The 24,396-nt window shown below is 58.0% G+C and carries 18 protein-coding genes; 10 read left to right on the forward strand and 8 right to left on the reverse strand.

Annotation, left to right across the window (positions count from 1 at the left end; all coding sequences use genetic code 11):
• The first annotated feature begins 36 nt into the window (after nucleotides 1-36).
• The 8 genes from aptA to PHA01_RS10580 are packed head-to-tail and all read left to right on the forward strand — an operon-like array spanning nucleotide 37 to nucleotide 8,439.
• Nucleotides 37-1,362 carry an omega-aminotransferase AptA gene (gene aptA, locus PHA01_RS10545; protein WP_271895162.1) on the forward strand — a complete coding sequence of 442 codons (1,326 nt, stop codon included), beginning with the start codon at nucleotides 37-39 and terminating at the stop codon, nucleotides 1,360-1,362.
• An 11-nt stretch (nucleotides 1,363-1,373) separates the two neighbouring features.
• Nucleotides 1,374-2,621, forward strand: a complete 1,248-nt coding sequence (locus PHA01_RS10550; RefSeq protein ID WP_271895164.1) for a Zn-dependent hydrolase — start codon at nucleotides 1,374-1,376, stop codon at nucleotides 2,619-2,621.
• Between the two features lie 58 nt (nucleotides 2,622-2,679).
• On the forward strand, nucleotides 2,680-4,134 hold the full coding sequence (hydA, locus tag PHA01_RS10555) for a dihydropyrimidinase (RefSeq protein ID WP_271895166.1): 1,455 nt from the start codon (nucleotides 2,680-2,682) through the stop codon (nucleotides 4,132-4,134).
• A 4-nt stretch (nucleotides 4,135-4,138) separates the two neighbouring features.
• A complete protein-coding gene (locus tag PHA01_RS10560; RefSeq protein ID WP_271895168.1) occupies nucleotides 4,139-4,975 on the forward strand; it encodes an ABC transporter ATP-binding protein in 837 nt (278 codons plus the stop codon).
• A 16-nt stretch (nucleotides 4,976-4,991) separates the two neighbouring features.
• Nucleotides 4,992-5,453: a GNAT family N-acetyltransferase gene (locus PHA01_RS10565; RefSeq protein WP_271895170.1), complete on the forward strand. Its 462-nt coding sequence runs from the start codon at nucleotides 4,992-4,994 to the stop codon at nucleotides 5,451-5,453.
• A complete protein-coding gene (locus tag PHA01_RS10570; protein ID WP_271895172.1) occupies nucleotides 5,450-6,325 on the forward strand; it encodes an ABC transporter permease in 876 nt (291 codons plus the stop codon). Before PHA01_RS10565 ends, PHA01_RS10570 begins: the two co-directional genes overlap by 4 nt.
• The gene (locus PHA01_RS10575; RefSeq protein WP_271895175.1) at nucleotides 6,322-7,422 is read left to right on the forward strand and encodes an ABC transporter permease; all 1,101 of its coding nucleotides are present in this window, start codon (nucleotides 6,322-6,324) and stop codon (nucleotides 7,420-7,422) included. Before PHA01_RS10570 ends, PHA01_RS10575 begins: the two co-directional genes overlap by 4 nt.
• Nucleotides 7,423-7,449: 27 nt before the next feature.
• Nucleotides 7,450-8,439: an ABC transporter substrate-binding protein gene (locus tag PHA01_RS10580; protein ID WP_271895178.1), complete on the forward strand. Its 990-nt coding sequence runs from the start codon at nucleotides 7,450-7,452 to the stop codon at nucleotides 8,437-8,439.
• A 51-nt stretch (nucleotides 8,440-8,490) separates the two neighbouring features.
• On the opposite strand, the gene ilvD is transcribed toward PHA01_RS10580, so the two are convergent.
• Together ilvD and PHA01_RS10590 are read right to left on the reverse strand one after the other, a co-directional pair.
• On the reverse strand, nucleotides 8,491-10,344 hold the full coding sequence (gene ilvD, locus PHA01_RS10585) for a dihydroxy-acid dehydratase (protein ID WP_271895181.1): 1,854 nt from the start codon (nucleotides 10,342-10,344) through the stop codon (nucleotides 8,491-8,493).
• A 160-nt stretch (nucleotides 10,345-10,504) separates the two neighbouring features.
• Nucleotides 10,505-10,741 (reverse strand): Lrp/AsnC ligand binding domain-containing protein, encoded by a 237-nt coding sequence (locus tag PHA01_RS10590; protein ID WP_262294655.1) that lies wholly within the window; start codon nucleotides 10,739-10,741, stop codon nucleotides 10,505-10,507.
• Nucleotides 10,742-11,080: 339 nt separating this feature from the next.
• Between PHA01_RS10590 and PHA01_RS10595 the strand changes: the two genes are divergently transcribed.
• Nucleotides 11,081-13,009, forward strand: coding sequence for an autotransporter assembly complex protein TamA (locus PHA01_RS10595; RefSeq protein WP_271895185.1), 1,929 nt, complete (start codon nucleotides 11,081-11,083; stop codon nucleotides 13,007-13,009).
• Nucleotides 13,006-17,628 (forward strand): translocation/assembly module TamB domain-containing protein, encoded by a 4,623-nt coding sequence (locus PHA01_RS10600; protein WP_271895187.1) that lies wholly within the window; start codon nucleotides 13,006-13,008, stop codon nucleotides 17,626-17,628. Before PHA01_RS10595 ends, PHA01_RS10600 begins: the two co-directional genes overlap by 4 nt.
• A 59-nt stretch (nucleotides 17,629-17,687) precedes the next feature.
• Here PHA01_RS10600 and PHA01_RS10605 read toward each other — a convergent pair whose 3' ends face one another.
• The 6 genes from PHA01_RS10605 to PHA01_RS10630 all read right to left on the reverse strand — a co-directional run bounded on the left by PHA01_RS10605 (nucleotide 17,688) and on the right by PHA01_RS10630 (nucleotide 24,390).
• Nucleotides 17,688-18,527 (reverse strand): fumarylacetoacetate hydrolase family protein, encoded by an 840-nt coding sequence (locus PHA01_RS10605; RefSeq protein WP_271895190.1) that lies wholly within the window; start codon nucleotides 18,525-18,527, stop codon nucleotides 17,688-17,690.
• A 25-nt stretch (nucleotides 18,528-18,552) separates the two neighbouring features.
• Nucleotides 18,553-19,308, reverse strand: a complete 756-nt coding sequence (locus tag PHA01_RS10610) for an SDR family NAD(P)-dependent oxidoreductase (protein WP_271895192.1) — start codon at nucleotides 19,306-19,308, stop codon at nucleotides 18,553-18,555.
• Between the two features lie 17 nt (nucleotides 19,309-19,325).
• Nucleotides 19,326-21,128 carry an IlvD/Edd family dehydratase gene (locus PHA01_RS10615; protein ID WP_112529708.1) on the reverse strand — a complete coding sequence of 601 codons (1,803 nt, stop codon included), beginning with the start codon at nucleotides 21,126-21,128 and terminating at the stop codon, nucleotides 19,326-19,328.
• Nucleotides 21,129-21,151: 23 nt separating this feature from the next.
• A complete protein-coding gene (locus PHA01_RS10620; RefSeq protein ID WP_271895195.1) occupies nucleotides 21,152-22,051 on the reverse strand; it encodes a carbohydrate ABC transporter permease in 900 nt (299 codons plus the stop codon).
• A gap of 13 nt (nucleotides 22,052-22,064) precedes the next feature.
• Complete coding sequence (locus tag PHA01_RS10625) at nucleotides 22,065-22,916, reverse strand: carbohydrate ABC transporter permease (protein WP_417020958.1); 852 nt, start codon at nucleotides 22,914-22,916, stop codon at nucleotides 22,065-22,067.
• A gap of 160 nt (nucleotides 22,917-23,076) precedes the next feature.
• Nucleotides 23,077-24,390, reverse strand: a complete 1,314-nt coding sequence (locus PHA01_RS10630) for an ABC transporter substrate-binding protein (RefSeq protein ID WP_271895200.1) — start codon at nucleotides 24,388-24,390, stop codon at nucleotides 23,077-23,079.
• Between the last annotated feature and the right edge of the window lie 6 nt (nucleotides 24,391-24,396).

Raw genomic sequence — 24,396 nt, forward strand, 5'->3', positions numbered from 1 at the left:
AACAAGCGGTAACATCCGCTCTTCGGAGGCTTCACAATGTCTAAAGCGGCATACGGGACCAATAACCTTGACGCGTTCTGGATGCCATTTACGGCAAACCGCCAGTTCAAGGAAAATCCTCGACTTCTGGTTAGTGCCAAGGATATGCACTATAAATCCCATGACGGCCGCGAGGTGCTCGACGGCACTGCTGGCCTCTGGTGCTGCAATGCCGGTCATGGCCGGCCGAAGATTGTCGAGGCCGTGCAGAAGCAGGTCGCCGAGCTTGATTATGCTCCTGCGTTTCAGATGGGCCACCCCAAGGCATTTGAGCTCGCCGCCCGCCTCGCTGCAATGCTGCCATCGCCGCTCGATCATGTGTTCTTCACCAATTCCGGCTCGGAGTCGGTCGATACGGCGTTGAAGATTGCGCTGGCATACCATCGCGCCAAGGGCAATGGCACCAAGGTCAAGCTGATCGGCCGCGAGCGCGGTTATCATGGCGTCGGCTTCGGCGGCATTTCAGTTGGCGGCATTTCCGGCAATCGCAAAGCGTTCGGCAATGCCCTCGGCGGCATCGATCATATCCGCCACACCCACGATTTGGCGCGCAATGCCTATACGCGCGGCGAACCGGAATATGGCGCCGAGTTTGCCGATGACCTGGAAAAGGTGGTCGCGCTGCACGACGCTTCCAACATCGCGGCGGTTATTGTTGAGCCGGTAGCCGGATCGACCGGTGTCCTCATCCCGCCGAAGGGCTATTTGAAGCGCCTGCGCGAGATCTGCACCAAGCACGATATCCTGTTGATTTTCGATGAAGTCATCACCGGATTTGGCCGTCTCGGTACGCCGTTTGCGGTCGATTATTTTGGGGTCGTTCCAGATCTTGTCACCACGGCAAAAGGCATCACCAGCGGCGTCATCCCGATGGGCGCGGTATTCGCATCGAAGCAGATTTACGAAACCTTCATGACCGGCGCGGAAAACATGATCGAGCTTTTCCACGGCTATACCTATTCCGGCCATCCCGTCGCCTGTGCGGCGGCGCTGGCAACGCTCGACACATATGAAGAAGAAGGCCTTCTGACCCGCGCCTCCGAGCTGTCAAGTTACTGGGAGGATGCGCTGCATGCGCTGAAGGGCTTGCCGCATGTCATCGACATCCGAAACCTCGGACTGATCGGCGCCATCGAGCTTGAGCCGATCGAAGGTGCTCCAACGAAGCGGGCTTTCCAGGCGTTCCTCAAGGCTTATGAAAAGGGCGTGCTGATTCGCACCACTGGCGATATTATCGCGCTTTCCCCGCCGCTGATCATCAGCAAGGGGCAGATCGAGCACCTCTTCGACACGCTGGCCGACGTTTTGAAAAATCTCGATTGAGGACTCTGAACATGGCGTTGACAGGAAATCTCCGTATCAACGGCGACCGTCTTTGGGACAGCCTGATGGAGATGGCCAAGATCGGACCGGGCTTGCGCGGTGGAAATAACCGCCAGACCTTGACGGATGAAGACGGCGAAGGCCGCCGCCTGTTCCAGTCCTGGTGCGAGAAGGCAGGCCTTTCCATGGGCGTCGATACCATGGGCAGCATGTTCTTTACCCGCGAGGGGACCGATCCCGATGCGCTGCCGGTCTATGTCGGCAGTCACCTTGATACCCAGCCGACGGGCGGAAAGTATGACGGCGTGCTTGGTGTGCTTGGCGGGCTCGAACTGATCCGCACGCTCAACGATCTCAATATCAAGACCAAGCATCCGATAGTCGTCGTCAACTGGACCAATGAGGAGGGCACGCGTTTTGCTCCGGCCATGCTGGCTTCGGGTGTCTTCGCGGGTATTCATGACCAGGAGTGGGCGTACAATCGCGAAGATGCCAAGGGCAAGAAGTTCGGTGACGAGCTTGAGCGTATCGGCTGGAAGGGCGATGAAAAGGTAGGTGCGCGCAAGATGCACGCGCTGTTCGAACTGCATATCGAGCAAGGCCCGATCCTCGAAGCCGAGGGCAAGGATATCGGCGTGGTCACCCACGGGCAGGGACTGTGGTGGCTGCAGATCACACTGACTGGCAAGGAAAGCCATACGGGCTCGACGCCGATGCCGATGCGCAAGAACGCCGGGCTTGGTATGGCCCGTATCACCGAACTCGTCCACGCTGTCGCGATGGCCCATCAGCCGAGTGCCGTCGGCGCAATCGGCCATGTCGATGTCTATCCGAACTCCCGCAATGTCATTCCCGGCAGGGTGGTTTTCACGGTTGATATACGCTCTCCTGATCTTTCGACTCTGACCGCCATGAAGAAGGAGATTGAGGATAAGGCGCCGAAAATCGCCAAGGAGCTCGGTCTGGAGATACTGATCGAAGAGGCCGGTCATTTCGATCCGGTGACCTTCGATGAAGGTTGCGTGACCGCGGTACGCAATGCTGCAGAGCGGCTTGGTTACAGCCACCGCAATATCGTCTCCGGCGCGGGGCACGATGCCTGCTGGATCAACCGTGTCGCTCCGACGTCGATGGTGATGTGTCCGTGTGTAGATGGACTCAGCCACAATGAGGACGAAGATATTTCAAAGGAATGGGCTGCTGCCGGCACCGATGTCCTCTTGCATGCGGTTCTGGAGAAGGCGGAGATCCAAGCCTGACCGATAGCCCAAACAGACAGCGACATGTTCGAAAAAGACCAAAAAGGGGAACGGACACATGGCTACGAAAGTGATCAAGGGCGGTACGATCATTGCCGCCGACCGCACGTACAAAGCGGATGTGCTGATCGACGGTGAGATCATCGCTGCCATTGGAGCGGATCTTTCCGGCGACGAGATTATCGATGCGACGGGCTGCTACCTGATGCCGGGCGGCATCGATCCGCATACCCATCTCGAAATGCCCTTCATGGGAACGCACTCCACCGACGATTTCGATACAGGCACTGCAGCGGCTCTGGCGGGCGGAACAACGATGGTTGTCGATTTCGTTCTTCCGGGGTCAGATGGTTTGCTGGTCGCCTTGCAAGACTGGTTCCAGAAAGCGGGCAAGGCACGCACTGACTATTCTTTCCACATGGCCATAACCAGCTGGAACAAGCAGGTTTTCGACGAGATGCCGAAAGTGGTCGAGCGCGGCATCAACACCTTCAAGCACTTCATGGCCTACAAGGGTGCGCTGATGGTGGACGATGACGAGATGTTCGCCTCGTTCCTGCGCTGTGGCGAGATCGGTGCCATGCCGCTCGTTCATGCCGAGAATGGCGACGTCGTCGCCCACCTGCAGCAGAAGCTGCTGGCAGAAGGCAACAACGGACCGGAGGCGCACGCTTATTCGCGCCCGCCGGAAGTCGAGGGCGAGGCTGCCAACCGCGCGATCATGATCGCTGATCAAGCGGGAGTGCCGCTCTACATCGTGCATGTATCCTGCGAGCAATCGCATGAAGCCATTCGCCGCGCCCGTGCCAAGGGGATGCGCGTCTACGGCGAGCCGCTGATTCAGCATCTGGTTCTGGACGAGAACGAGTACAAACACCAAGACTGGGATTATGCCGCGCGTCGCGTCATGTCACCGCCGTTCCGGGACAAGATCAATCAGAACGGTTTATGGGCTGGCCTGGCTTCCGGCAGCCTGCAGGTCGTCGCCACGGACCACTGCGCTTTCACGACCGAGCAGAAGCGCTTCGGTGTCGGCGATTTCACCAAGATTCCCAACGGAACGGGCGGGCTCGAAGACCGCATGCCCGTGCTGTGGACGAAAGGCGTGCTTACGGGGCGGCTGACGCCGAACGAGTTTGTTGCTGCAACATCGACGAATATTGCGCAAATACTCAACATCTATCCCCGCAAGGGCGCGATCCTCCCGGGCTCGGATGCGGACATTGTCATATGGGATCCCAAAGCAAAAAAGGTCATCTCGGCAAAGACGCAGAAATCAGCCATTGATTATAATGTCTTCGAAGGCATTGAAGTTACCGGCCTCCCGCGCATGACACTTTCGCGCGGAAACATCGCCTACAAGGACGGCGAAGTACTGGCGCCGACTGGCAGCGGACGTTTCGTTGAACGAGAAGCTAACCCATCTCAAAACCGCGCACTTTCCACTTGGAAGGAATTGACGGCTCCGCGTAAAGTGGAGCGCGATCCGAAAAACATTCCGGCAGGTGTATAGACCCATGTCCGTTGTCACGCTCCGACCCAAGGCGAAGCCAATGCCACAAGCGGCCAAAAACGTGATCGACGTCAAAGATCTTTCACTGGTTTTCGAAACCAATGATGGGCCGGTCAACGCCTTGTCGAATATCAATCTCTCTGTTGATGGCGGTGAATTTGTTTCATTCATCGGCCCGTCCGGCTGCGGCAAGACCACTCTGCTGCGTGTGATCGCCGATCTGGAGCAGCCGACATCCGGCTCGATTTCCGTCAACGGCATGACGCCTTCCGAGGCACGGCAGAAGCGCGCATACGGCTATGTATTCCAGGCGGCAGCGCTTTACCCGTGGCGGACGATCGCCGGCAATATTTCCTTGCCGCTTGAGGTAATGGGCATTCCCAAGGCGGAGCGGAAGGACAGTATCGCCAGGAATCTGGAACTGGTCAATCTTTCAGGCTTTGAGAAGAAGTTTCCATGGCAATTGTCTGGCGGCATGCAGCAGCGTGCCTCCATCGCTCGCGCGCTCTCGTTTGATCCTCACCTGCTTCTGATGGACGAGCCCTTTGGAGCGCTGGATGAGATCGTCCGCGATCATCTCAACGAGGAGTTGTTGAAGCTTTGGGCGAAGACGCAGAAGACCGTGGTCTTCGTTACGCACTCCATTCCTGAGGCTGTATTCCTGTCCACGAAGATCGTTGTAATGAGCCCGCGTCCAGGACGCATTCACGAGGTTATCGACTGCAATCTCGGCTCGGAACGTACGCTCGACATTCGTGAATCGCCAGAGTTCCTCGAAATTGCCCATCGCGTTCGCGAAGGTCTGCGCCACGGCCATTCCTACGACCAGGCGCATCTATGACGCGACAGCGAGGCACATGATGATCATTCGTGCCGCCAAACTGCGCGACATGTCCGAATGCGCGGAAATCGTCAACGCGTGGATCGATGCGACGAAATGGATGCCGCGCGTTCACCCGAAGGAAGATGTCGCAGAGTTTTATCGCGATACTGTCTTCTCGAGGTTCCAGGTCTTTGTGGCCGAGAATGACAATCACGTTGCTGGAATGGTTGCGCTGGCCCCGGACAACACTGTCAGTGCGCTCTATGTACGCGCAAGCGAACGTCGTACAGGCGTCGGTAAAGCGCTCCTCGATCATGCGAAGAAAGAGGCTGGCGGTCCGGTTGAACTATGGGCATTCGTCGCAAACCGCGATGCTCAGGCCTTCTATGAGCGCGAGGGGTTCAAGGAAATACGCCGTACCGAGGGCGATAACGAGGAGAAACTCCCCGACATCCTCTATCGTTGGCAGCCGGTCGGCCCGGAGACGACGCCATGAACTTCGTCCGCAACAGCGTCCTACCAGTGGGAACAGTGCTGATTGGCATTCTCGCAGTGTGGTATGCATTCACTGTCATTCTCAATGCACCTTTCGAACGCGATCAGGCAGCGCGAGCAAACACGACGATTTCGACTGGTCAGCTGATCGAGAACACCATGGCGCAGGAACGTCCGGTCCTGCCGGCGCCGCATCAGGTGGCGGCGGAAATCCGCAAGACTGTCTTCGACATCAGCCCCACATCCAAGCGCAGCCTCGTCTACCATGGCTGGGTGACGCTTTCATCGACGCTGCTTGGCTTTGGCCTAGGAACGCTTCTCGGGATTCTTCTCGCGATTGCCATTGTCCATTCGCGCACGCTCGACAAAAGCCTGATGCCGTGGATCATCACGTCACAAACCGTGCCGATTCTCGCAATCGCGCCGATGATCATCGTTGTGCTCAACGCAGTAAACATTACCGGACTACTGCCCAAGGCGATGATCTCCACGTACCTGTCATTCTTTCCGGTTGCCGTCGGCATGGTTAAGGGCCTGCGGTCGCCCGAGATCATGTATCTCGATCTGATGCGCACCTATAATGCATCAAAAGCTCAGGTGTTCTGGAAGCTGCGCTGGCCGGCCTCGATGCCATATCTATTCACGTCGATGAAGATCGCTGTTGCCATCAGCCTCGTCGGCGCCATTGTCGGGGAATTGCCGACTGGCGCAGTGGCTGGCATTGGCGCGCGTTTGCTTGCTGGGTCCTACTACGGCCAGACTGTCCAGATCTGGGCGGCGCTGATTGTGGCGGCACTGATGGCGGCGGTTCTCGTCAGCCTGATCGGCCTGATCGCTACATTCGTCAACCGGCGCATGGGTGCGCGGGCATGAAGCGTTCGCCGCTCGCGATTGTCGCTTTCCTGCTGGCAGCAGCGTCGCTGGTGCTGCCGACGGGCGCCGACGCCCCCGGATTCTTTTTCTTTGCAACGCCTGCCTTGTTGTTCGCGGCATCCGCCTTGGCGCTTTTCGCTTCTGCTTCGAACAGCTCGCTGATCGCCCTGCTAATACTGGTTCACTTGGCGGCGATCTTTCTGATCGGCTTGCTTGGCTCCTTTGCGATGGCGGCTCCCGCGATGGGCTATTGGTGTATGGTGGTCGCCGCCTGGTTGTTGGCGTGGCTCGCCGTACAAAGGCTGGCTGCGCTCCGACCGAAATCCGTCGGTCTGCAACGAATGGTCAACCTCGCTCTGCCGGTTTTGTTCGGCGCGTGGTTGCTCATCCTCTGGGAGATCGTCGTTCGGGGCTTTGGCGTGCCGGCAATCCTGCTGCCACCGCCTTCCATGATTGCAGCGCGGATCGCCGGATCGGTGCCAACTCTCTGGGCAGACTTCCAGCAAACTTTCTTGAAGGCTGCCATCGCCGGCTATGTGATCGGTTGCGGATCCGGTTTTCTCGCGGCCATTGTCGTCGACCGCGTGCCCTTCCTGCGCAAGGGTCTGTTGCCGGTCGGCAATCTCGTGGCGGCGCTTCCCGTCGTTGGCATAGCGCCGATCATGGTCATGTGGTTCGGATCGTACTGGCAATCGAAGGCGGCTGTGGTCGTCATCATGACGTTTTTCCCGATGCTGGTGAACACCGTCGCAGGTCTTGCCGCGTCCGGTGCCATGGAGCGCGATCTCATGCGTACCTATGGTTCGAGCTACACGCAGACCTTGTTCAAGCTACGCCTGCCTGCAGCCATGCCGTTCATCTTCAATGCCCTGAAGATCAATTCGACGCTGGCGTTGATAGGTGCGATCGTCGCCGAATTCTTCGGCTCGCCTATCGTCGGCATGGGATTTCGCATCTCGGCGGAAGTTGGCCGTATGAACGTCGATATGGTCTGGGCCGAAATATTTGTTGCAGCCCTCGCGGGGTCGCTATCCTATGGGCTGATCACACTCATCGAAAGGGTCGTCACCTTCTGGCATCCTTCCTATCGAACCTAAAAAACAAGAACAGAGGAGAACTAAAGCATGAAAAACAAAATCGCATTTTCGCTGGGGCTGGCCGCCATGACTTTGATGGCCGGTTCGGCGCTTGCCGCGGACAAGCTGGTACTCCAGCTGAAATGGGTCACGCAGGGCCAGTTTGCCGGCTATTACGTGGCAAAGGACAAGGGCTTCTACGAGGAAGCCGGGCTGGATGTGGAGATCAAGCCGGGCGGCCCCGACGTTGCTCCGCCACAGGTGATTGCAGGCGGTGGCGCTGATGTTGTGGTTGACTGGATGCCTTCGGCGTTGGCGACACGCGAAAAGGGCTTGCCGCTCGTCAACATCGCGCAGCCGTTCAAACGTTCGGGCATGATGCTGACCTGCCGCAAGGAGACCGGCATCACCAAGCCGGAAGACTTCAAAGGCAAGACGCTCGGCGTGTGGTTCGGTGGCAATGAATATCCATTTCTGTCGTGGATGAACCACCTTGGCCTCAAGACCGATGGCGGACCAGACGGCGTGACGGTTCTGAAGCAGGGCTTCAATGTCGATCCGCTGATCCAAAAGCAGGCCGATTGCATTTCCACCATGACCTACAATGAATATTGGCAGGTGATCGACGCCGGGATCCCGGCGGATCAGCTTGTGACGTTCAAGTATGAGGACGAGAAGGTCGCGACGCTGGAGGATGGTCTCTACGTCCTGCAGAAGAGCCTGGACGATCCGAAAATGGTCGAAAAGCTCGCGAAGTTCGTCAAGGCTTCGATGAAAGGCTGGGACTACGCACGCGCCAATCCGGACGAAGCCGCGACCATTGTGCTCGACAATGACGCCAGTGGCGCCCAGACGGAAAAGCACCAGAAACGCATGGTCGCCGAGATCAACAAGCTGACGGAAGGTTCCGACGGCGTGCTCGATGTAGCGGCGGCGGAGCGCACGGTCGAGACATTGCTCGGCGGTGGTTCTGATCCGGTCATCACCAAAAAGCCAGAAGGTGCCTGGACGACGAAAATCACGGATGCCGCGAAGTAAGTGGTGCGGTCTTATCTCCCCCACACAGGGGGAGATTGGGAACCCGTTTGACTATTCCCAATGATCCGGGATCTGCCGGACAGCGCCACGTGCGGCACTGGTCGCCATTGCACCATATGCCCGCAGTGCAGTGGTGATCTTGCGCTTGCGCTTTTCTTCCGGCTTCCACGCGGCCGTACCCTTGGCTTCCATATGGGCACGACGATCGGCAATGACAGCATCATCCACGGCTAGATGGATCTTGCGATTGGGGATATCAATATCGATGATATCACCCTCGTGAACGAGCGCGATCAGCCCGCCTTCGGCTGCTTCCGGCGAGACGTGACCGATGGAAAGGCCCGACGATCCGCCCGAAAAGCGCCCGTCCGTCACAAGGGCACAAGCCTTGCCCAAGCCTTTCGATTTCAGATAACTGGTGGGATAGAGCATTTCCTGCATTCCCGGTCCGCCACGCGGGCCCTCGTAGCGGATCAGCACGATATCGCCGGGTTTGACGCCGCCATTCAGGATACCGAGCACAGCGCTGTCCTGGCTCTCGAATATGCGGGCGGGGCCGGAAAACTTGAGGATTGAATCGTCCACGCCTGCCGTTTTGACGATACAGCCATCCTCGGCGAGGTTGCCATAAAGCACCGCGAGCCCGCCATCCTTCGAATAGGCGTGTTCCAAGTTGCGGATGACGCCCTTTTCACGGTCGAGATCGACATCGGCGAAGCGGCGCTCCTGGCTGAAGGCGACCTGCGTTGGCACACCGCCCGGCGCGGCCATGAAGAAATCATGAACGGATTTGTTCTTGCTGCGAACGACATCCCAGCGATCGAGTGCCGCACCGAGATTGGCCGCATGCACCGAGTAAACCGATGTGTCGAGCAGTCCGGCCCGGTCGAGTTCACCCAGAATGCCCATGACACCGCCGGCGTGATGGACGTCTTCCATGTGAACATTGGCTACCGCGGGCGCTACCTTGCAAAGAACCGGAACGCGGCGCGACAGGCGGTCGATATCCGCCATGGTGAAATCGATCTCGCCTTCATGCGCGGCAGCAAGCAGATGCAGAACCGTATTCGTTGACCCGCCCATGGCGATATCCAGCGTCATGGCGTTTTCGAATGCGGCAAACGATGCGATGGAGCGTGGCAGGGCAGTCTCGTCATCTTGTTCGTAATAGCGGCGAGCGAGATCCACAACGAGGTGCCCAGCCTCGACGAAGAGACGGCGCCGATCCGCATGGGTTGCCAGTGTCGAGCCGTTGCCCGGCAATGAAAGGCCAAGCGCCTCGGTCAGGCAATTCATCGAATTTGCCGTGAACATGCCGGAGCAGGAGCCGCAGGTCGGGCAGGCGGAGCGCTCGATTGCCTTGACCTCCTCATCGGAGATGCGGTCATCGGCAGCAGCAACCATGGCATCGACCAGATCGAGCTTCTTTTCCTTGTCATCCCAGATAACCTTGCCAGCTTCCATTGGTCCGCCGGAAACGAACACGACCGGGATATTCAGGCGCAGTGCCGCCATCAGCATTCCGGGGGTTATCTTGTCGCAATTGGAGATGCAGACCATCGCGTCGGCGCAGTGGGCATTGACCATATACTCGACGCTATCGGCGATGATCTCGCGGCTGGGGAGCGAATAGAGCATGCCGTCATGACCCATCGCGATACCATCATCGACAGCGATCGTATTGAATTCCTTGGCGACGCCGCCCGCACTTTCGATCTCGCGCGCGACGAGTTGGCCCAGATCTTTCAAATGAACATGGCCTGGAACGAACTGTGTGAAAGAGTTGACCACCGCAATAATCGGCTTGCCGAAATCCTCGTCCTTCATGCCGGTCGCGCGCCAGAGCCCGCGGGCTCCTGCCATATTACGGCCATGTGTGGTTGTGCGTGAACGATAGGGCGGCATCTGCGTAATTCCTGATGAAAAATTGCTGAGGAAGTATCTTTATAGAAAAACCACTTCCATGGCAAAAGAATGGAGGTTTGTTGCCCCGCAGGGCCGTTTTATTTCCAGTGATTACATAGGGAAGGTCGTGGGCGAATAAAACGGGACGTAATGTCTCGGTTCAGAACGCTGTAAAGGTCATTGTCGTCAACGATCGAGCGATGCCGGTAATGTCGAGCACATTGTCATTGATGAATTTGCCGATATCCTGATCCTCGGGAATATAGATCTTCATCAGAAGGTCGTAGTCGCCGCTGGTCGAATAAAGCTCCGAGACGATTTCGCGTTCGAAAAGCGCAGCAGCCACCTCGTAGGTTTTGCCGGGAAAGCATTGCAGCTGCAGGAAGACGGGTTTCATAAAATTTCACTCCGGAGGTCAAGTCTAATCTCCATAGCCTAATTTGCTTGCGCGCGCAGCGCAATTGCGCGTGAGGCAAACCCACGTCTCTGGATAGCTGTCATTACAAAGGCCTAACAAAAAGTGATTGCCGTGTCCGCCTCATACACGGCCCTTTTGTGGCTGTACTGCCACAAGCCAAGCTCTGCGGAACCTCGCACAACCTAATGCGGGTTGGCCTGCCTATTCCCCCATGTTATCGTTTTCTTAAGCTCGGGAGGCGAATTTTATCGATCGCAGGTAAGGTTTTTCCGTATCCGCGGCGTATGTGTGTGTCTGAGTTGGGGATTTTACTGGTTGATGGACTTCAAGCGCCCACAGGCCAGTTTGTTTGGTGCAGCCCTTTTGGCCTGTACGGCGCTCGTTTCGCCCGCCCATGCATTCGACCTTTTTGGTATTCATCTTTGGGGTGCCAAGAAAGATGCCGATGCCGATGCGGTGATCGCTGATCCACACAAATACACCGTTGAAATATCTTCAGACGAAGACAAGGACACCAAAAAGCTGGTCGAAGGGGCTTCCAGCCTCATCGCAGACGAGGACAAGCCTGCTTCGGGGGCGGCTGGATTGCTCGCCAAGGCGCGGGGTGATTATCGCCGGATTCTCGGTGCGCTGTATGCAGAGGGCCGCTATGGCGGCACGATCAGCATCAAGGTCGATGGGCGTGAAGCCAGCGATATTCCTCCCGACGCTGATCTGGCCAACCCGGCACCCGTGGTGATTTCCGTCGATCCCGGACCGCAGTTCCTGTTCGCTACTGCCCGTGTCGAGAACATGGCCCCGCCCACACTCGACCGGAAGGACATGGTTGACCGGCCGGAAAAGCAAGGATTTGCGCCCGGCGATATCGCGAGGTCAACGGCGATCGTCAAGGCGGAACGGCTTGCCGTAGATGCGTGGCGCGAGCAGGGCCACCCGAAAGCGAAGATCGTATCGCGCAACGTGCTAGCGGATCACGACAACAACAAGGTCGACGCAACGATCGACGTCGATCCGGACCGTCGCGCGGCCTTTGGTCCCGTTAGGGTGACTGGCACCGAGCGCATGGATCCCGAGTTCGTCGCCTTCATCACTGGTCTGCAACCGGGTGTCGAGTACGACCCAGACGAAATCGAGCGGGCAAAGAAGCGCCTATCGCGCCTCGAAGTGTTCCGTTCGGCCCGCATCGAAGAAGCTGACGCGATTACTGATAACGGTTTGTTGCCGATCACGGTCGCCGTCCAGGAACAAAAGCTGCGGCGCTTCGGTCTCGGCGGATCATATTCGACGCTGGACGGTGCAGGTCTGGATGCTTATTGGCTTCACCGCAACCTGTTCGGACGTGCCGAACGCCTGCGGTTTGATGCCAAGATCGGTGGCATTGGCGCACAATCCTATAGTCCCGAGGATTATAACTACACGCTCGGCGTGACCTTCACCAAACCCGGTGTCTATACGCCCGATACGGATTTCTTTTCGTCCCTGATTGGCAGGCGGGAAGTCTTGGATGCCTATACCCAGACTTCGATCACAGCCGAAGCAGGTTTCACGCAGATTTTCTCGGATGAACTGACCGGCAAGATTAGCGCGATTGTCTCCAAGTCACGCTTCGACGATGATTTCTTCGGCAAGCGGGATTTCTTGACTGCCGGCCTCCTCGGCGGTCTTACCTATGACAGTCGCGACAGCAAGGTCGATCCTTCACGAGGCTATTTCCTTGAGGGACTGATTTCGCCATTCTATGAATTCGAGTACGGCAATTTCGCTACCAAATTCACTGCCGAAGGCCGCACCTATTACAGTTTCGATGCCGACAACCGCTTTATTCTTGCTGGACGCCTGAAACTTGGCTCCATCGTTGGCGCCGAGGTTTCTGAATTGCCGCCGGACCAGCTATTCTTTGCCGGTGGTGGTGGCTCGATCCGCGGCTATGCCTATCGCAATGTCGGCGTCAACGTGACCCGTGATGGCGAGACATTTGTCATTGGCGGTCGCTCGCTGGTCGAAAGCTCGGTCGAAGCGCGCATCCGCATGACCGATACGATCGGCGTCGTTGGCTTTGTTGATGCCGGCTATGTCGGCGAAGAGTCGTTTCCTGATTTCGCCGATCGGATGCGGCTCGGCGTTGGCGCTGGTCTGCGCTATAATACCGGCCTCGGTCCAATACGACTCGATTTCGCTGTGCCGCTCGATCGAACGAGCGACGATCCCGATTTTGCTTTCTACGTTGGCATAGGACAGGCGTTTTGACCCGGATTATCGCAGCTCTCTTTCTCCTGCTCTTTATGAGCCCTATCCTCGCGCCAGATGCGCAGGCTCAGGACTCTGCAAGCGCCGAAGCTGAGAAATCATATTTTCTGAGCTTCGTACAGAATCAGCTGTCCACGCCTAACCGGCAGATCGTCATTTCCGGTATTCAGGGTGTTCTCTCCTCCGAAGCCAGCATCGGCAGCATCACGGTTGCCGACCGCGATGGTATCTGGCTGAGGGTCACCAATGCCAGGATAGTCTGGAGCCGGCTTGCATTGCTGCGGGGCCGGCTGGATATCAATACGCTCGCTGCCGATCGTATCGATATCCTGCGCAAGCCGTTGCCGGACGAGAGCCTACCTTCTCCGGAGGCCACGGGTTTTAGCCTGCCGGAACTGCCGCTGGCGGTGATCCTGCAGCAGCTGAATATAGGGCGCATCGCTTTTGGCGATGGTGTTTTTGGTCTGAAGTCCGAAATTTCGCTTGCCGGCAATCTGACGCTCGAAAGCGGGTCGCTGGATTCGAACTTGCAAGTGCAACGCCTCGATGGACCGGGCGGCGAATTCCGAATCAAGGCTGCTTATGCCAATCAAAGTCAGCAGCTCGATCTCGACTTGACCTTGAATGAGCCGCAAAATGGCATCGTTGCCAATCTCCTCAACATCGAAGGCAAACCGCGAGTTGCTCTCGCACTGAAAGGCTCGGGCCCACTCAGCGATCTCCTGTTGCAACTGACGCTCGATGCGGCAGGCAAGCGGGTGCTCACCGGCGACACCAAACTCGACCGCCAGAGCGATGGGCTTGGTTTCAAGACCAATCTCAACGGTGAAATCGCGGCGCTGATCCCGCCGATTTTTCGGGATTTCTTCGGCAATGAAACGACACTGATTGTCAATGGCGTGATGCGCGACGCCGGCGGCGTGGGGCTGGACCGCCTGAACATCAAGAGCAATGCTCTGGTGCTCGATGCGAACGGCGAAACGACGAATGACGGCTTTCTGAAGCGCTTGAAGGTCGATGCGACAATCGCCGATCCGACCGGCAAGAAGGTAATTTTGCCTGTCAAAGGTGGGCAAACTACGGTCGACAAGGCCGTGCTGGCGGTAGGTTTTGGGACGAGCACCAACAATGATTGGTCGAGCACCGTCGAAGTGACCAACTTCACCACGGATAGCTTTGCCTCGAAATCCATCAATCTCGTCGCTAAAGGTCTCGCGGAGAACATCGACGATCCCAAGGCTCGCTCGCTCACCTATGATGTGACTGGCGAAGTCGCCGGCATCACGGCCACGCGCGCTGATATCGCCGAAGCCTTGGGGGAATTGATCCAGCTTAAGATCAACGGCGGCTGGAAAGCCGGAACGCCCGTCAATCTGAAGCAGGCATTGATTGCAGCAAACGGGTTCAGCACGGCTCTGGCCGGGACCATCGACAAGTTTGCCTACCGGGGCGACATTTTCGTCAAGGCTTCGAGCCTCGCGCCGTTTTCGGCCCTGGTGGGGCGCGATCTCGCCGGGGCGATCGACCTTAAAGCCAATGGCCTTGTCGAGGCGCTTACCGGGGGCTTCGACCTCATGCTCGATGGCCATGCCACCGGCATGACACTCGGCATCGATGCGGCAGACAAGGTGCTGGCGGGTGAAACGCGGATCACTGGCGGTGTGGCGCGCGGCGAAGCCGGGCTGAGCGCGAAGAACTTCCGGGTCGAAAATCCGCAAACGTTGGTAACGGCCAACGGAACTTTCGCGACGGGTGCCGCGAACTTCGATTTCGGCCTCGACCTCACCGATCTAGCGCTCTTGTCGGAAAAAGCAGGTGGCGAACTCAAGGTCAAAGGCAGCGCGCGCGGCCAGGACAATATCATCGCCCTCGCTTTTAATGCCGGGGTCCCTGAAGGAACGCTTTCCGGTCGCAAGCTGACGCAGGGCGATCTGACCTTCAACGGCACGCTCTACAAGGACATCGTCGATGGCAAGGTCTCGGGTCTTGCCTTCCTCGATGGTATTCGCGCCGACCTTGCAACGGAAATCGCGCTGCGCCAAGACGAAAAGCGGCTGACCAATATCTCCTTCATCGCAGGCGGCACTCGGCTGCGCGGTGATGTTGCGCAGTCGAAACAAGGCCTCTACAACGGCAACCTGACACTTGCCTCCAGCGATGTCTCGACAGCTGCAGCGCTGTTTCTTGTCGAGGCGACCGGCAAGGCCGATGCCACCATCGCCCTCTCGCATGACGACGAGAAACAGAACGTCGATATCAAGGGTCAGATCGACAATCTCAAGGCCAATGATATCATCGTCGGCAAGGCAGCGATCGCATTGGCTGCCCAGGACATTTTCAAGGTTCCCTCGGCGAACGGCAGTGTAACTGCATCGGATGTTTCGGCCTCGGGCATCGTCGTCAACAATCTTGATGCACAGGCAACTCAGGATGGCAAAACCACCAATTTCAAGCTGAACGCCGGCTTGAACAATGGCGCAAGGACGTCACTTCAGGGCGCCTTGCAGCCGACGGACAAGGGCTATCTTCTGTCGCTGGCCAACGCCGAGCTTACCCGCGGCGCGCTCGCTGCGCGGCTGGTGCAGCCCGCCGCCATCAATGTTGCCGGCAGTAATGTGTCCTTTGGCGATATCGTGCTCGACGTTGGGCAGGGCAGGGTTACAGTCGGCGGCGAAGTGGCGGAAACGCTCAACCTTGCAGTCGCGATTCAAAGATTGCCGCTCGATATCGCCAATACTATTAAACCCGACCTTGGACTTGGCGGCGAGATCAATGGCACAGCGAAGATCGGGGGCACCAAGCAAAGGCCTGACGTGAATTTTGACATGCAGGCCCGCGGCATCACCGCCGCAGCACTTAAAAAAGCCGGACTCGACGCGCTCAATCTTGATGCCAAGGGCACGTCGACCACGGACCAGCTCAATGTCGATGCGCACCTGACCGGGGCGGGCGGGCTGGATGCTTCGGCAAGGGGCTCTGTACCGCTGGCACAAGGACAACTCGGCGTTGATTTCGATCTGAAGAGCTTCCCGTTGACGGCCCTGAATGGCGTCGTCAAAAACCAGAATCTTGCTGGGGTTATCTCCGGCAGGAGCCGGGTCACCGGTACGTTGCAAAGACCCAATGCCGAGTTTGACCTGAAAGGCGCCGGACTTTCGGCCAGGCCGTTGCAGGAGGCGGGGTTGAGCCCGTTGCAGCTTGCGGCAGCCGGCCGTTTTGCCAACAATACGCTGACGCTTTCCTCGGCCAAAGTCGATGGCCCACAAGGGTTTACGGTTTCGGCAAGTGGCAATGTTCCGGTGTCCGGGTCCGGCCTCGGCATCAACGTCACGGGCAATATTCCCTTGTCGTTGGCCAACCGCTTCCTTGCGGATCGAGGCACTCAGGCCAGAGGAAACATCGACCTGACGGCTTCGATCTCCGGCAGCTTCGCGCAGCCGCAGATCAGAGGCATGTTCTCCGCGAATGGTGCCGAGGTTGTAGATCCGGAGGCCAATATCCGCTTGCAGCGCATCACCCTACTCGGCAGCATGGAGGGAACCACGGTCACCATCCGTACGTTCAATGCGAGCCTGTCGACCGGCGGCACCATCAGCGCAACCGGGACGATTTCGACCGATGCGGCCGCCAACTTTCCTGCCAACATCGATATCAAGCTGGACAGGGCGCGCTATGTGGATGGCACTCTGGTTGCGGCAACAGTGACCGGTGCACTCGCGGTCAAGGGGCCTCTCACTCGGGATCCTGTTATCTCCGGCAACATCAATATCGACCGGGCGGAAATTACCGTGCCCGAAAGCTTTGGCGGCTCTTCTGCCGTTATCGATGTCAAGCACAAGGATCCGTCAAAGGCGGTTGAGCAGACGTTGAAACGCGCCAAGGCCGACCAGCCACAGGTGGCAACGCCAACAGCACGTCCAAGCGTCGTGCGGCTCGATATAAACGTCACCGCGCCCAACAAGATTTTCATTCGCGGTCGTGGTCTCGATGCGGAAATCGGCGGTTCCGTGCGGATCACCGGTCCGGCGACGAACGTCCAGCCGGTCGGTGCATTCGATCTCATTCGCGGCCGCCTTGGAATTCTTGGCCAGCGCATCACTTTCACCGAAGGCCAGGTCACACTGGTCGGCGATCTCGATCCGGAAATCAATTTCGTTGCCAGTACGCAGGGCTCTGACATCACCGTGAACGTCATGGTGAGAGGCCGTGTGTCGGACTTGCAGATCACTTTCTCGTCACAGCCCGAATTGCCGCAGGACGAGGTCATGGCCCGGCTGATCTTCAACCGCTCCATCAGCGAATTGTCCGCATTCCAGGTTGCGCGGCTCGCTGCGGCGGCAGCAGAACTTGCCGGTGGTTCGAACTCGTCGTTGCTGAACAGTCTGCGCAAGAACACCGGGCTCGATGACCTTGATGTCGTTACTGACAGTAAGGGCAACGCCGGCGTGCGCGCCGGCCGCTATATCCGTGACAATGTCTATCTGGGCGTCGAGGCCGGCGCAGCGGGTTCCACCAAGGGCACCATCAATCTCGATATTACGCCGAACCTCAAAGCCAAGGGCTCAGTAGGAGCCGATGGCGATTCCGGCGCAGGATTGTTCTTCGAAAAGGACTACTAGCCTGTACTATCCCCCCGTCCGACCAATGGTCGGATGAGGGGGTAGCTTGCTACTGTCAATTATCCTTGCACTACGTCCTGGCGCTGCTCGCCAAGTCCCTCGATACCGAGCGTGATGACGTCGCCTTCCTTGAGGAACACATTGGGCTTTTGCCCGAGGCCGACGCCGGGAGGCGTGCCTGTCGAGATGATATCGCCGGGATGCAGGCTCATGAATTGCGAAAGGTACGACACGAGATACTTGACGCCATAGACCATCGTTGCCGATGTACCGTTCTGGTAGCGGTGGCCATTGACATCGAGCCACATTTTCAGGTTCTGGGGATCTTCGATCTCATCCTTTGTTACCAGCCATGGGCCGGTCGGGCCAAACGTGTCGGCGCTCTTACCCTTGGTCCACTGGCCTTGGCGCTCTGCCTGAAACGCACGCTCCGATACGTCATTGATCAGGCAATAGCCGGCAACATGGTCCATCGCTTCATCTTCGCTGACATACTTTGCGTGCTTGCCGATGACAACGCCGAGTTCGACTTCCCAATCGGTCTTGAGTGAACCGCGCGGGATTTCAACGTTATCGTTAGGACCAACAATCGCCGAGGTCGCCTTCATGAAGATGATAGGCTCTGGTGGCACCGTTGCCCCCGTTTCGGCGGCATGGTCGGAATAGTTGAGGCCGATGCAGATAAATTTCCCGGTGTCGGCCACGCAGGGTCCATAGCGATCTACGCTGACAACCGGCAGGCTCGCCGGATCGATGGCCGCAAGTTTCTTCAGGCCCTCGGGTGAAATCGCATCGCCTGCGATGTCTTTGACGTGGGCGGAGAGATCACGCACCTTGCCGTCCTTGTCGACAAGGCCGGGCTTTTCCTGACCAACAGGACCATAGCGCAAGAGTTTCATGGGATAACCTTTCTAGCTGGGAGAATCAGTATGTGGCACGGCCACCGGAAATATCGAAGACGGCACCGGTCGTGAACGAGCATTCCTCGCTGGCGATCCATGTGATCAGCGATGCCAGCTCTTCGACCTTGCCGAAGCGCTGCATGGGAATTTTCGAGAGCATATAGTCGATGAATTCGGGCTTTAGCTGCTCGAGGATGGGTGTATCCACCGTGGCAGGGGTAATCGCATTGACGGTGATGCCATCGCTGACGAGCTCCTTGCCGAGCGATTTTGTCAGGCCGATTACCGCCGCTTTCGATGCGCTATAGGCCGAGGCGTTGGGGTTACCTTCCTTGCCTGCGATGGAAGCGACATTGACGATCCGGCCGTACCCGTTCTTCTGCATTATAGGCACGACAAAGCGGTTGCAGAAGAAAAGCCCGTGGATGTTGATGTCGAAGACGCGCTTCCACTGATCGATCGGATAATCGGCAACTTTGGCGTTCGGGCCGGTGATTCCGGCAGAGCAGACCAGAATGTCGATCTTGCCGTGTTTCTCGGCTGTTTCCTTTGCAGCCTTCTCGACTTGATCCGGATCCGAGACGTCAAGCGTTACACCGTGCGTTGACGACGATCCAAGTGCGTCACGCGCCTCATCGATCTTGGCGGCATCGACATCCCAGAGCGAAACAGTGCCGCCCTCGGACACAATTCGCTCCGCCGTCCTGAAGCCGATGCCGGAAGCGCCACCGGTAATGACCGCGTGCCGCCCCTCATAGCGCCTGATCGAATTCACCATATTTCCTGCTCTCCAGGTCAGTGATTATCGCGGGGCAGACCTTTGGTCTGGGCGACGCGCTGATATTTCACGGCTGGCTTCAGCACCATGCCCTCATCGAGCTGGCCGACCATACTGCGCTGGATTTCCTGCCAAGGCGTCTGGCTTGCCGGATATTTGTAACCGCCTGCCGCGATCAGATCGTCCTTGCGCTTTTGCAACTCCTCGTCGTCGATCAGAATATTCGCCGTGCCCTTGTTGAGATCGATACGCAGATGATCGCCGGAGCGTACCAGCGCCAAGCCGCCATTCACTGCCGCTTCCGGTGAAGCATTGAGGATGGACGGCGAGCCGGACGTTCCCGACTGACGCCCGTCACCGAGGCAGGGCAGCGCATGGATCCCCTTCTTCAGAAGGTAAGCCGGAGGTTGCATGTTCACGACCTCCGCCGCGCCCGGATAACCGATCGGCCCGGTGCCACGCATGATCAGAATGCTGTTCTCGTTAAGAGCAAGCTTTGGATCATCAATGCGGTGGTGATAGTCCTCTGGCCCGTCGAATACTTCGGCAATGCCTTCGAACGCTTCCGGATCGTCCGGGTTGGACAGATAGCGCTCGCGGAACTCTTCGGAAATCACGCTGGTCTTCATGATGGCGCTATCGAAGAGGTTGCCCTTCAAATTGATAAACCCGGCCTTCTTTTTCAGCGGCGCATCGTAGGTCTTGATGACGTCCGTGTTGAGATTTTCGGCGTTTTCGCAGTTTGTGCCGATGCTCTGGCCATTGACGGTCAGTGCACCCGGATGTGGCAGCTTGCGGGCTTTCATCAACTCCGCAACAACGGCGGGCACGCCCCCCGCACGGTGGTAATCTTCGCCGAGATATTCGCCTGCCGGCTGTAGGTTGACCAGCAGCGGCACATCGTGGCCGATAGCCTGCCAGTCGTCATTGTCAAGTGGAATGTCGAGGTGGCGGGCGATGGCGTTCAGGTGGATTGGTGCATTTGTCGAACCGCCAATGGCCGAATTGATAACGATGGCGTTTTCGAATGCCGCGCGGGTCATGATATCCGAGGGCTTCAGATCTTCCCACACCATATCGACGATGCGCTTGCCGGTGTCATACGCGATCTGTCCGCGCTCACGGTAAGGCGCCGGTATCGCAGCGCCGCCGGGCAATTCCATGCCGAGCGCTTCAGCGAGTGAATTCATCGTGGTCGCCGTGCCCATCGTGTTGCAATAGCCAACCGAGGGAGCCGACGATGCGACGATGTCCATGAACTGGTCATAGTTGATTTCGCCCGATGTAAGTTTCTCGCGCGATTTCCAGACGATCGTGCCGGACCCGGTGCGTTCGCCGCGATGCCAGCCGTTCAGCATCGGTCCGACAGAAAGCGCGATCGCAGGGATATTGACGGTCGCCGCGCCCATCAGCATGGCCGGGGTGGTCTTGTCGCAGCCGATAGTCAGAACGACGCCGTCCAGCGGATAGCCGAACAGCACTTCAACGAGGCCTAGATAGGCAAGGTTGCGGTCAAGCGCAGCACCTGGGCGCTTGCCGGTTTCCTGGATCGGATGCACCGGAAACTCGAAAGGAATTCCGCCAGCCGCAATGATGCCATCACGCACACGCTTGGCCAGCTCGATATGATGGCGGTTACACGGCGACAGGTCGGAGCCGGTCTGCGCGATGCCGATTATCGGCTTGCCCGATTGCAGCTCGGCGCGGGTCAAGCCGTAGTTCAGGTAGCGCTCCAGATAGAGCGCCGTCATCCCCGGATTGTCAGGATTGTCAAACCACTCCTGCGAGCGAAGTTTTTTCGGGGTGTGGGAAGTCGTCATTGCAAGGAGCTCCTGGGTGTCCGCTATTCCTTGACCGCGCCGGTCATGGAAGAGACGTAATAGTCGACAAAGAATGAGTAGAGAATGACGACCGGCAGCGACCCGAAAAGTGCGCCTGCCATCAGTGAGCCCCACTCGAAAACATCACCTCGCACCAGTTCCGTCAGGACGCCAACCGGGACAGTCTTGTTTTCCGAGGATTGGATGAAGGTCAGTGCATAAATGAACTCATTCCACGACAAAGTGAAGGCAAAAATACCAGCCGAGATCAATCCCGGTACCGCCAGCGGCAATATGACCTTGACGAGGATCTGCCAACGCGACGCGCCATCCACCAGTGCGCTTTCCTCAAGCTCGAACGGGATCGAACGGAAGTAGCCCATCAGCAGCCAGGTGCAGAAGGGAATAAGGAAGGTCGGGTAGGTGAAGATCAGCGCGAGTTTCGTGTCATAGATGCCAAACTTGAAGACGATGACTGCGAGTGGAATAAACAGGATCGACGGCGGCACCAGATAGGCGAGGAAGATCAAAAGGCCGACTGGACGCGATCCGGAGAACCGCACTCGCTCGATAGCATAGGCCGCAAGAACGGAGGCCACCAGAGATAGCGCAGTGGCACACACCGCAACGACCAGTGTGTTCCATAGCCAGCCTGGGTAGGATGTCTCGAACAGCAGGTATTTGATGTGGTCGAGCGTCGGCTTCACGACCCAGAACGGACTGAAATTATTATAGTCCGTCAGCTGCGAGTTTGGTTTTACCGCCGTGATCGCCATCCAGTAGAACGGGAATATCAGCACGAAGACAAAGATGGCGAGCGGCAGGTACAGGACGACTATGCGCCGCGGCAGCCGATTGAGATAGCTCATGCCCTGCGCGTCGTCGGTGAGAATATGCGGGTTGGTCTGTTCGGTAATGCTCATGTTCGTTTCCCCCTCAATCCTGTCCACCCTGTTGCCATTTGCGGCGCTGCAGGCCGAAAAATGAGAACAGGATCGATGCAAGCAGGAACGGGATCATGGCAACGGCAATCGCCGCACCTTCGCCAAGTTGACCGCCGGGTATGCCGCGCTGGAACGAGAGTGTTGCCATCAGGTGGGTGGCGTTGACCGGCCCACCCTTGGTCAGGACGTAGATAAGCTGAAAGTCGGTGAAGGTGAACAGCACCGAGAACGTCATCACCACCGCAATGATCGGCGTCAGCATGGGCAGCGTGATGAAGCGGAAACGCTGCCACCCGGTCGCCCCATCAAGGGACGCTGCCTCGTGCAGCGATTGCGGGATGGTCTGAAGCCCGGCGAGCAGCGAAATCGCGACGAAGGGGATACCGCGCCAGACATTGGCCGCGATCACCGAAGCGCGCGCGTTGTTGGGATCGCCAAGGAAATTGATCGGGCTGTGGATCCAGCCGAGTTTCATCAATGACCAGGAAATGATCGAGAACTGCGCATCATAAATCCACCAGAATGCGAGGGCCGAAAGGACAGTCGGAACCACCCATGGCAGAAGAATAATGGCGCGGAAGAACGACTTGAACGGCAGATGTTCGTTGAGAATCAATGCCAGCCAGAGGCCGAGGCCGAATTTGAGGATCGAGGCGATGAGCGTGTAGAAAATCGTATTATACACCGCCATCCAAAAAACTGAATCGCGGGCGAGCGCCTCATAGTTTTCGAGCCCAATGAAAATACCTTCCCTGCCTATTGTCGTGTCGGTAAAGCCGAGCCAGACGCCGAGGCCGAGCGGATAAGTCAAGAAGCACAGGAGAAAGACGGCCGCCGGCAGCATGAAAAACAAGCCGACGGCGGTATTGCTCCGGGCGATATTTCCGAAGGCCAAGGGCTGCTTCGCAGTTGTCGTCATTGTCATCGGATATCTCCGGTTGCCGAATTAGCTTAGTGAGTTGGCTTCCGCTGCCTTTCGGGACAGCGGAAGCCAGTCTTGTTGCCTAGACCTTGTAGTAGCGGTTCGCCCGCTTCTCGGCCTGGGCGATGGCGTCTTCTGGCGTCATCTGGCCGGTAACGGCCGTGGCGTACATATCCACGAGCACGTAGTCGGCCATGGTTCCCGCCGAGGCTGCGCCAAGCGGGCCGGCATAGCCGTTCGGCCGAAGCGTTCCGGAAGCCTTGGCATAGGCGGCATGGATCGGATTAGCGGTCCACACCGGATTGGCGGCGAACTCCTTCAATGGCTGGCAGCAATAGGCGCTGGCACCCTCGATCCAGGCATTCATGTTATCGGCCTGATACATGAACTGCAGATAGGCTTTCGCGGCCTCCGGATATTTGGTGTGCTTGAAGATCGAAATCGTCGATGTCTGGTGCAGCTCGACCGATTGACCAACGGGCCCGATCGGCAGGTTGGTCGAGCGCATGTCGTCGGCGATCGCCTTCATCGCGGGATCCTTCACGGCCGCGTAGTAAACCGACACGCCATTGGCCGTCAGTGACACCTGACCGGCAAGGAATGCGCGATTGTTGTTGACGTCCTGCCAGCTCTCCGTACCTGGAATGAAGGTCTTGTAGAGCTCCTGCGCATATTTGACAGATGCCAGCGTCTCGGGGCTGTTGATTACCACCTTGCCGCCTTCATCCACCATCTTGCCGCCATGACTCCAGAGCAGCCAATGGGCATAGTTGTTGCCGTCGCCGACCGCCTTGCCGTGCGGGAAGCCCGCCGGGGTTCCCTTTGCCTGCATGGCCTTGCAAAGCTCGAGGAAACCAGCCGTATCTTTCGGGAATTCGCTGAAACCGGCAGCCTTCATGTGGCTATCGCGATAGACGACCGCGTTACCGATGGCACAGAGCGGCAATGCGATGAACTTGCCGTCGCGCTTGGCATAGCCTTCGAGGCCTGGATACCAGCCGCCGTGTGCCCCACCAAGATATTCGCCAAGCTCGGTCACGTCGACGAGCTTGTCCGGATATTGCTGCGGATCATCGAACCAGCTCATGACCATGTCCGGGCCGGAGCCGACATTGGCCGCAACGGCAGCCTTCGGGCGAACGTCTTCCCAGCTCTCCTTGTCGATGCGCACCTGAACGCCGGTGGCGTCGGTGAACTTCTTTGTGTTGGCGAGCCATGCGGCTTCTTCAGCCGGGACAAACGGCACCCAGCGCAGGAGGCGAAGGGTTGCGCCCTCTTCCGGTTTGTAGGCGGGCGCCGATTGCGCGAAGGCCGGCGTGAGACCGAACCGGTTCAGTCCAGCTGCTGCAACGAGCCCGGCAGATGCGCCGAGTAGGTGTCTTCTGTTGATGGTCATTGATGC

It is taken from the genome of Candidatus Phyllobacterium onerii, from assembly GCF_028331445.1.
Classification (GTDB): domain Bacteria; phylum Pseudomonadota; class Alphaproteobacteria; order Rhizobiales; family Rhizobiaceae; genus Phyllobacterium; species Phyllobacterium onerii.

Excerpts from the sequence above, each read along its gene's own strand:
- aptA (WP_271895162.1), top strand. The coding sequence starts at position 37 with ATGTCTAAAGCGGCATACGGGACCAATAACCTTGACGCGTTCTGGATG.
- PHA01_RS10550 (WP_271895164.1), top strand. The coding sequence starts at position 1,374 with ATGGCGTTGACAGGAAATCTCCGTATCAACGGCGACCGTCTTTGGGAC.
- hydA (WP_271895166.1), top strand. The coding sequence starts at position 2,680 with ATGGCTACGAAAGTGATCAAGGGCGGTACGATCATTGCCGCCGACCGC.
- PHA01_RS10560 (WP_271895168.1), top strand. The coding sequence starts at position 4,139 with ATGTCCGTTGTCACGCTCCGACCCAAGGCGAAGCCAATGCCACAAGCG.
- PHA01_RS10565 (WP_271895170.1), top strand. The coding sequence starts at position 4,992 with ATGATGATCATTCGTGCCGCCAAACTGCGCGACATGTCCGAATGCGCG.
- PHA01_RS10570 (WP_271895172.1), top strand. The coding sequence starts at position 5,450 with ATGAACTTCGTCCGCAACAGCGTCCTACCAGTGGGAACAGTGCTGATT.
- PHA01_RS10575 (WP_271895175.1), top strand. The coding sequence starts at position 6,322 with ATGAAGCGTTCGCCGCTCGCGATTGTCGCTTTCCTGCTGGCAGCAGCG.
- PHA01_RS10580 (WP_271895178.1), top strand. The coding sequence starts at position 7,450 with ATGAAAAACAAAATCGCATTTTCGCTGGGGCTGGCCGCCATGACTTTG.
- ilvD (WP_271895181.1), bottom strand. The coding sequence starts at position 10,344 with ATGCCGCCCTATCGTTCACGCACAACCACACATGGCCGTAATATGGCA.
- PHA01_RS10590 (WP_262294655.1), bottom strand. The coding sequence starts at position 10,741 with ATGAAACCCGTCTTCCTGCAGCTGCAATGCTTTCCCGGCAAAACCTAC.
- PHA01_RS10595 (WP_271895185.1), top strand. The coding sequence starts at position 11,081 with ATGGACTTCAAGCGCCCACAGGCCAGTTTGTTTGGTGCAGCCCTTTTG.
- PHA01_RS10605 (WP_271895190.1), bottom strand. The coding sequence starts at position 18,527 with ATGAAACTCTTGCGCTATGGTCCTGTTGGTCAGGAAAAGCCCGGCCTT.
- PHA01_RS10610 (WP_271895192.1), bottom strand. The coding sequence starts at position 19,308 with ATGGTGAATTCGATCAGGCGCTATGAGGGGCGGCACGCGGTCATTACC.
- PHA01_RS10615 (WP_112529708.1), bottom strand. The coding sequence starts at position 21,128 with ATGACGACTTCCCACACCCCGAAAAAACTTCGCTCGCAGGAGTGGTTT.
- PHA01_RS10620 (WP_271895195.1), bottom strand. The coding sequence starts at position 22,051 with ATGAGCATTACCGAACAGACCAACCCGCATATTCTCACCGACGACGCG.
- PHA01_RS10625 (WP_417020958.1), bottom strand. The coding sequence starts at position 22,916 with ATGCTGCCGGCGGCCGTCTTTCTCCTGTGCTTCTTGACTTATCCGCTC.
- PHA01_RS10630 (WP_271895200.1), bottom strand. The coding sequence starts at position 24,390 with ATGACCATCAACAGAAGACACCTACTCGGCGCATCTGCCGGGCTCGTT.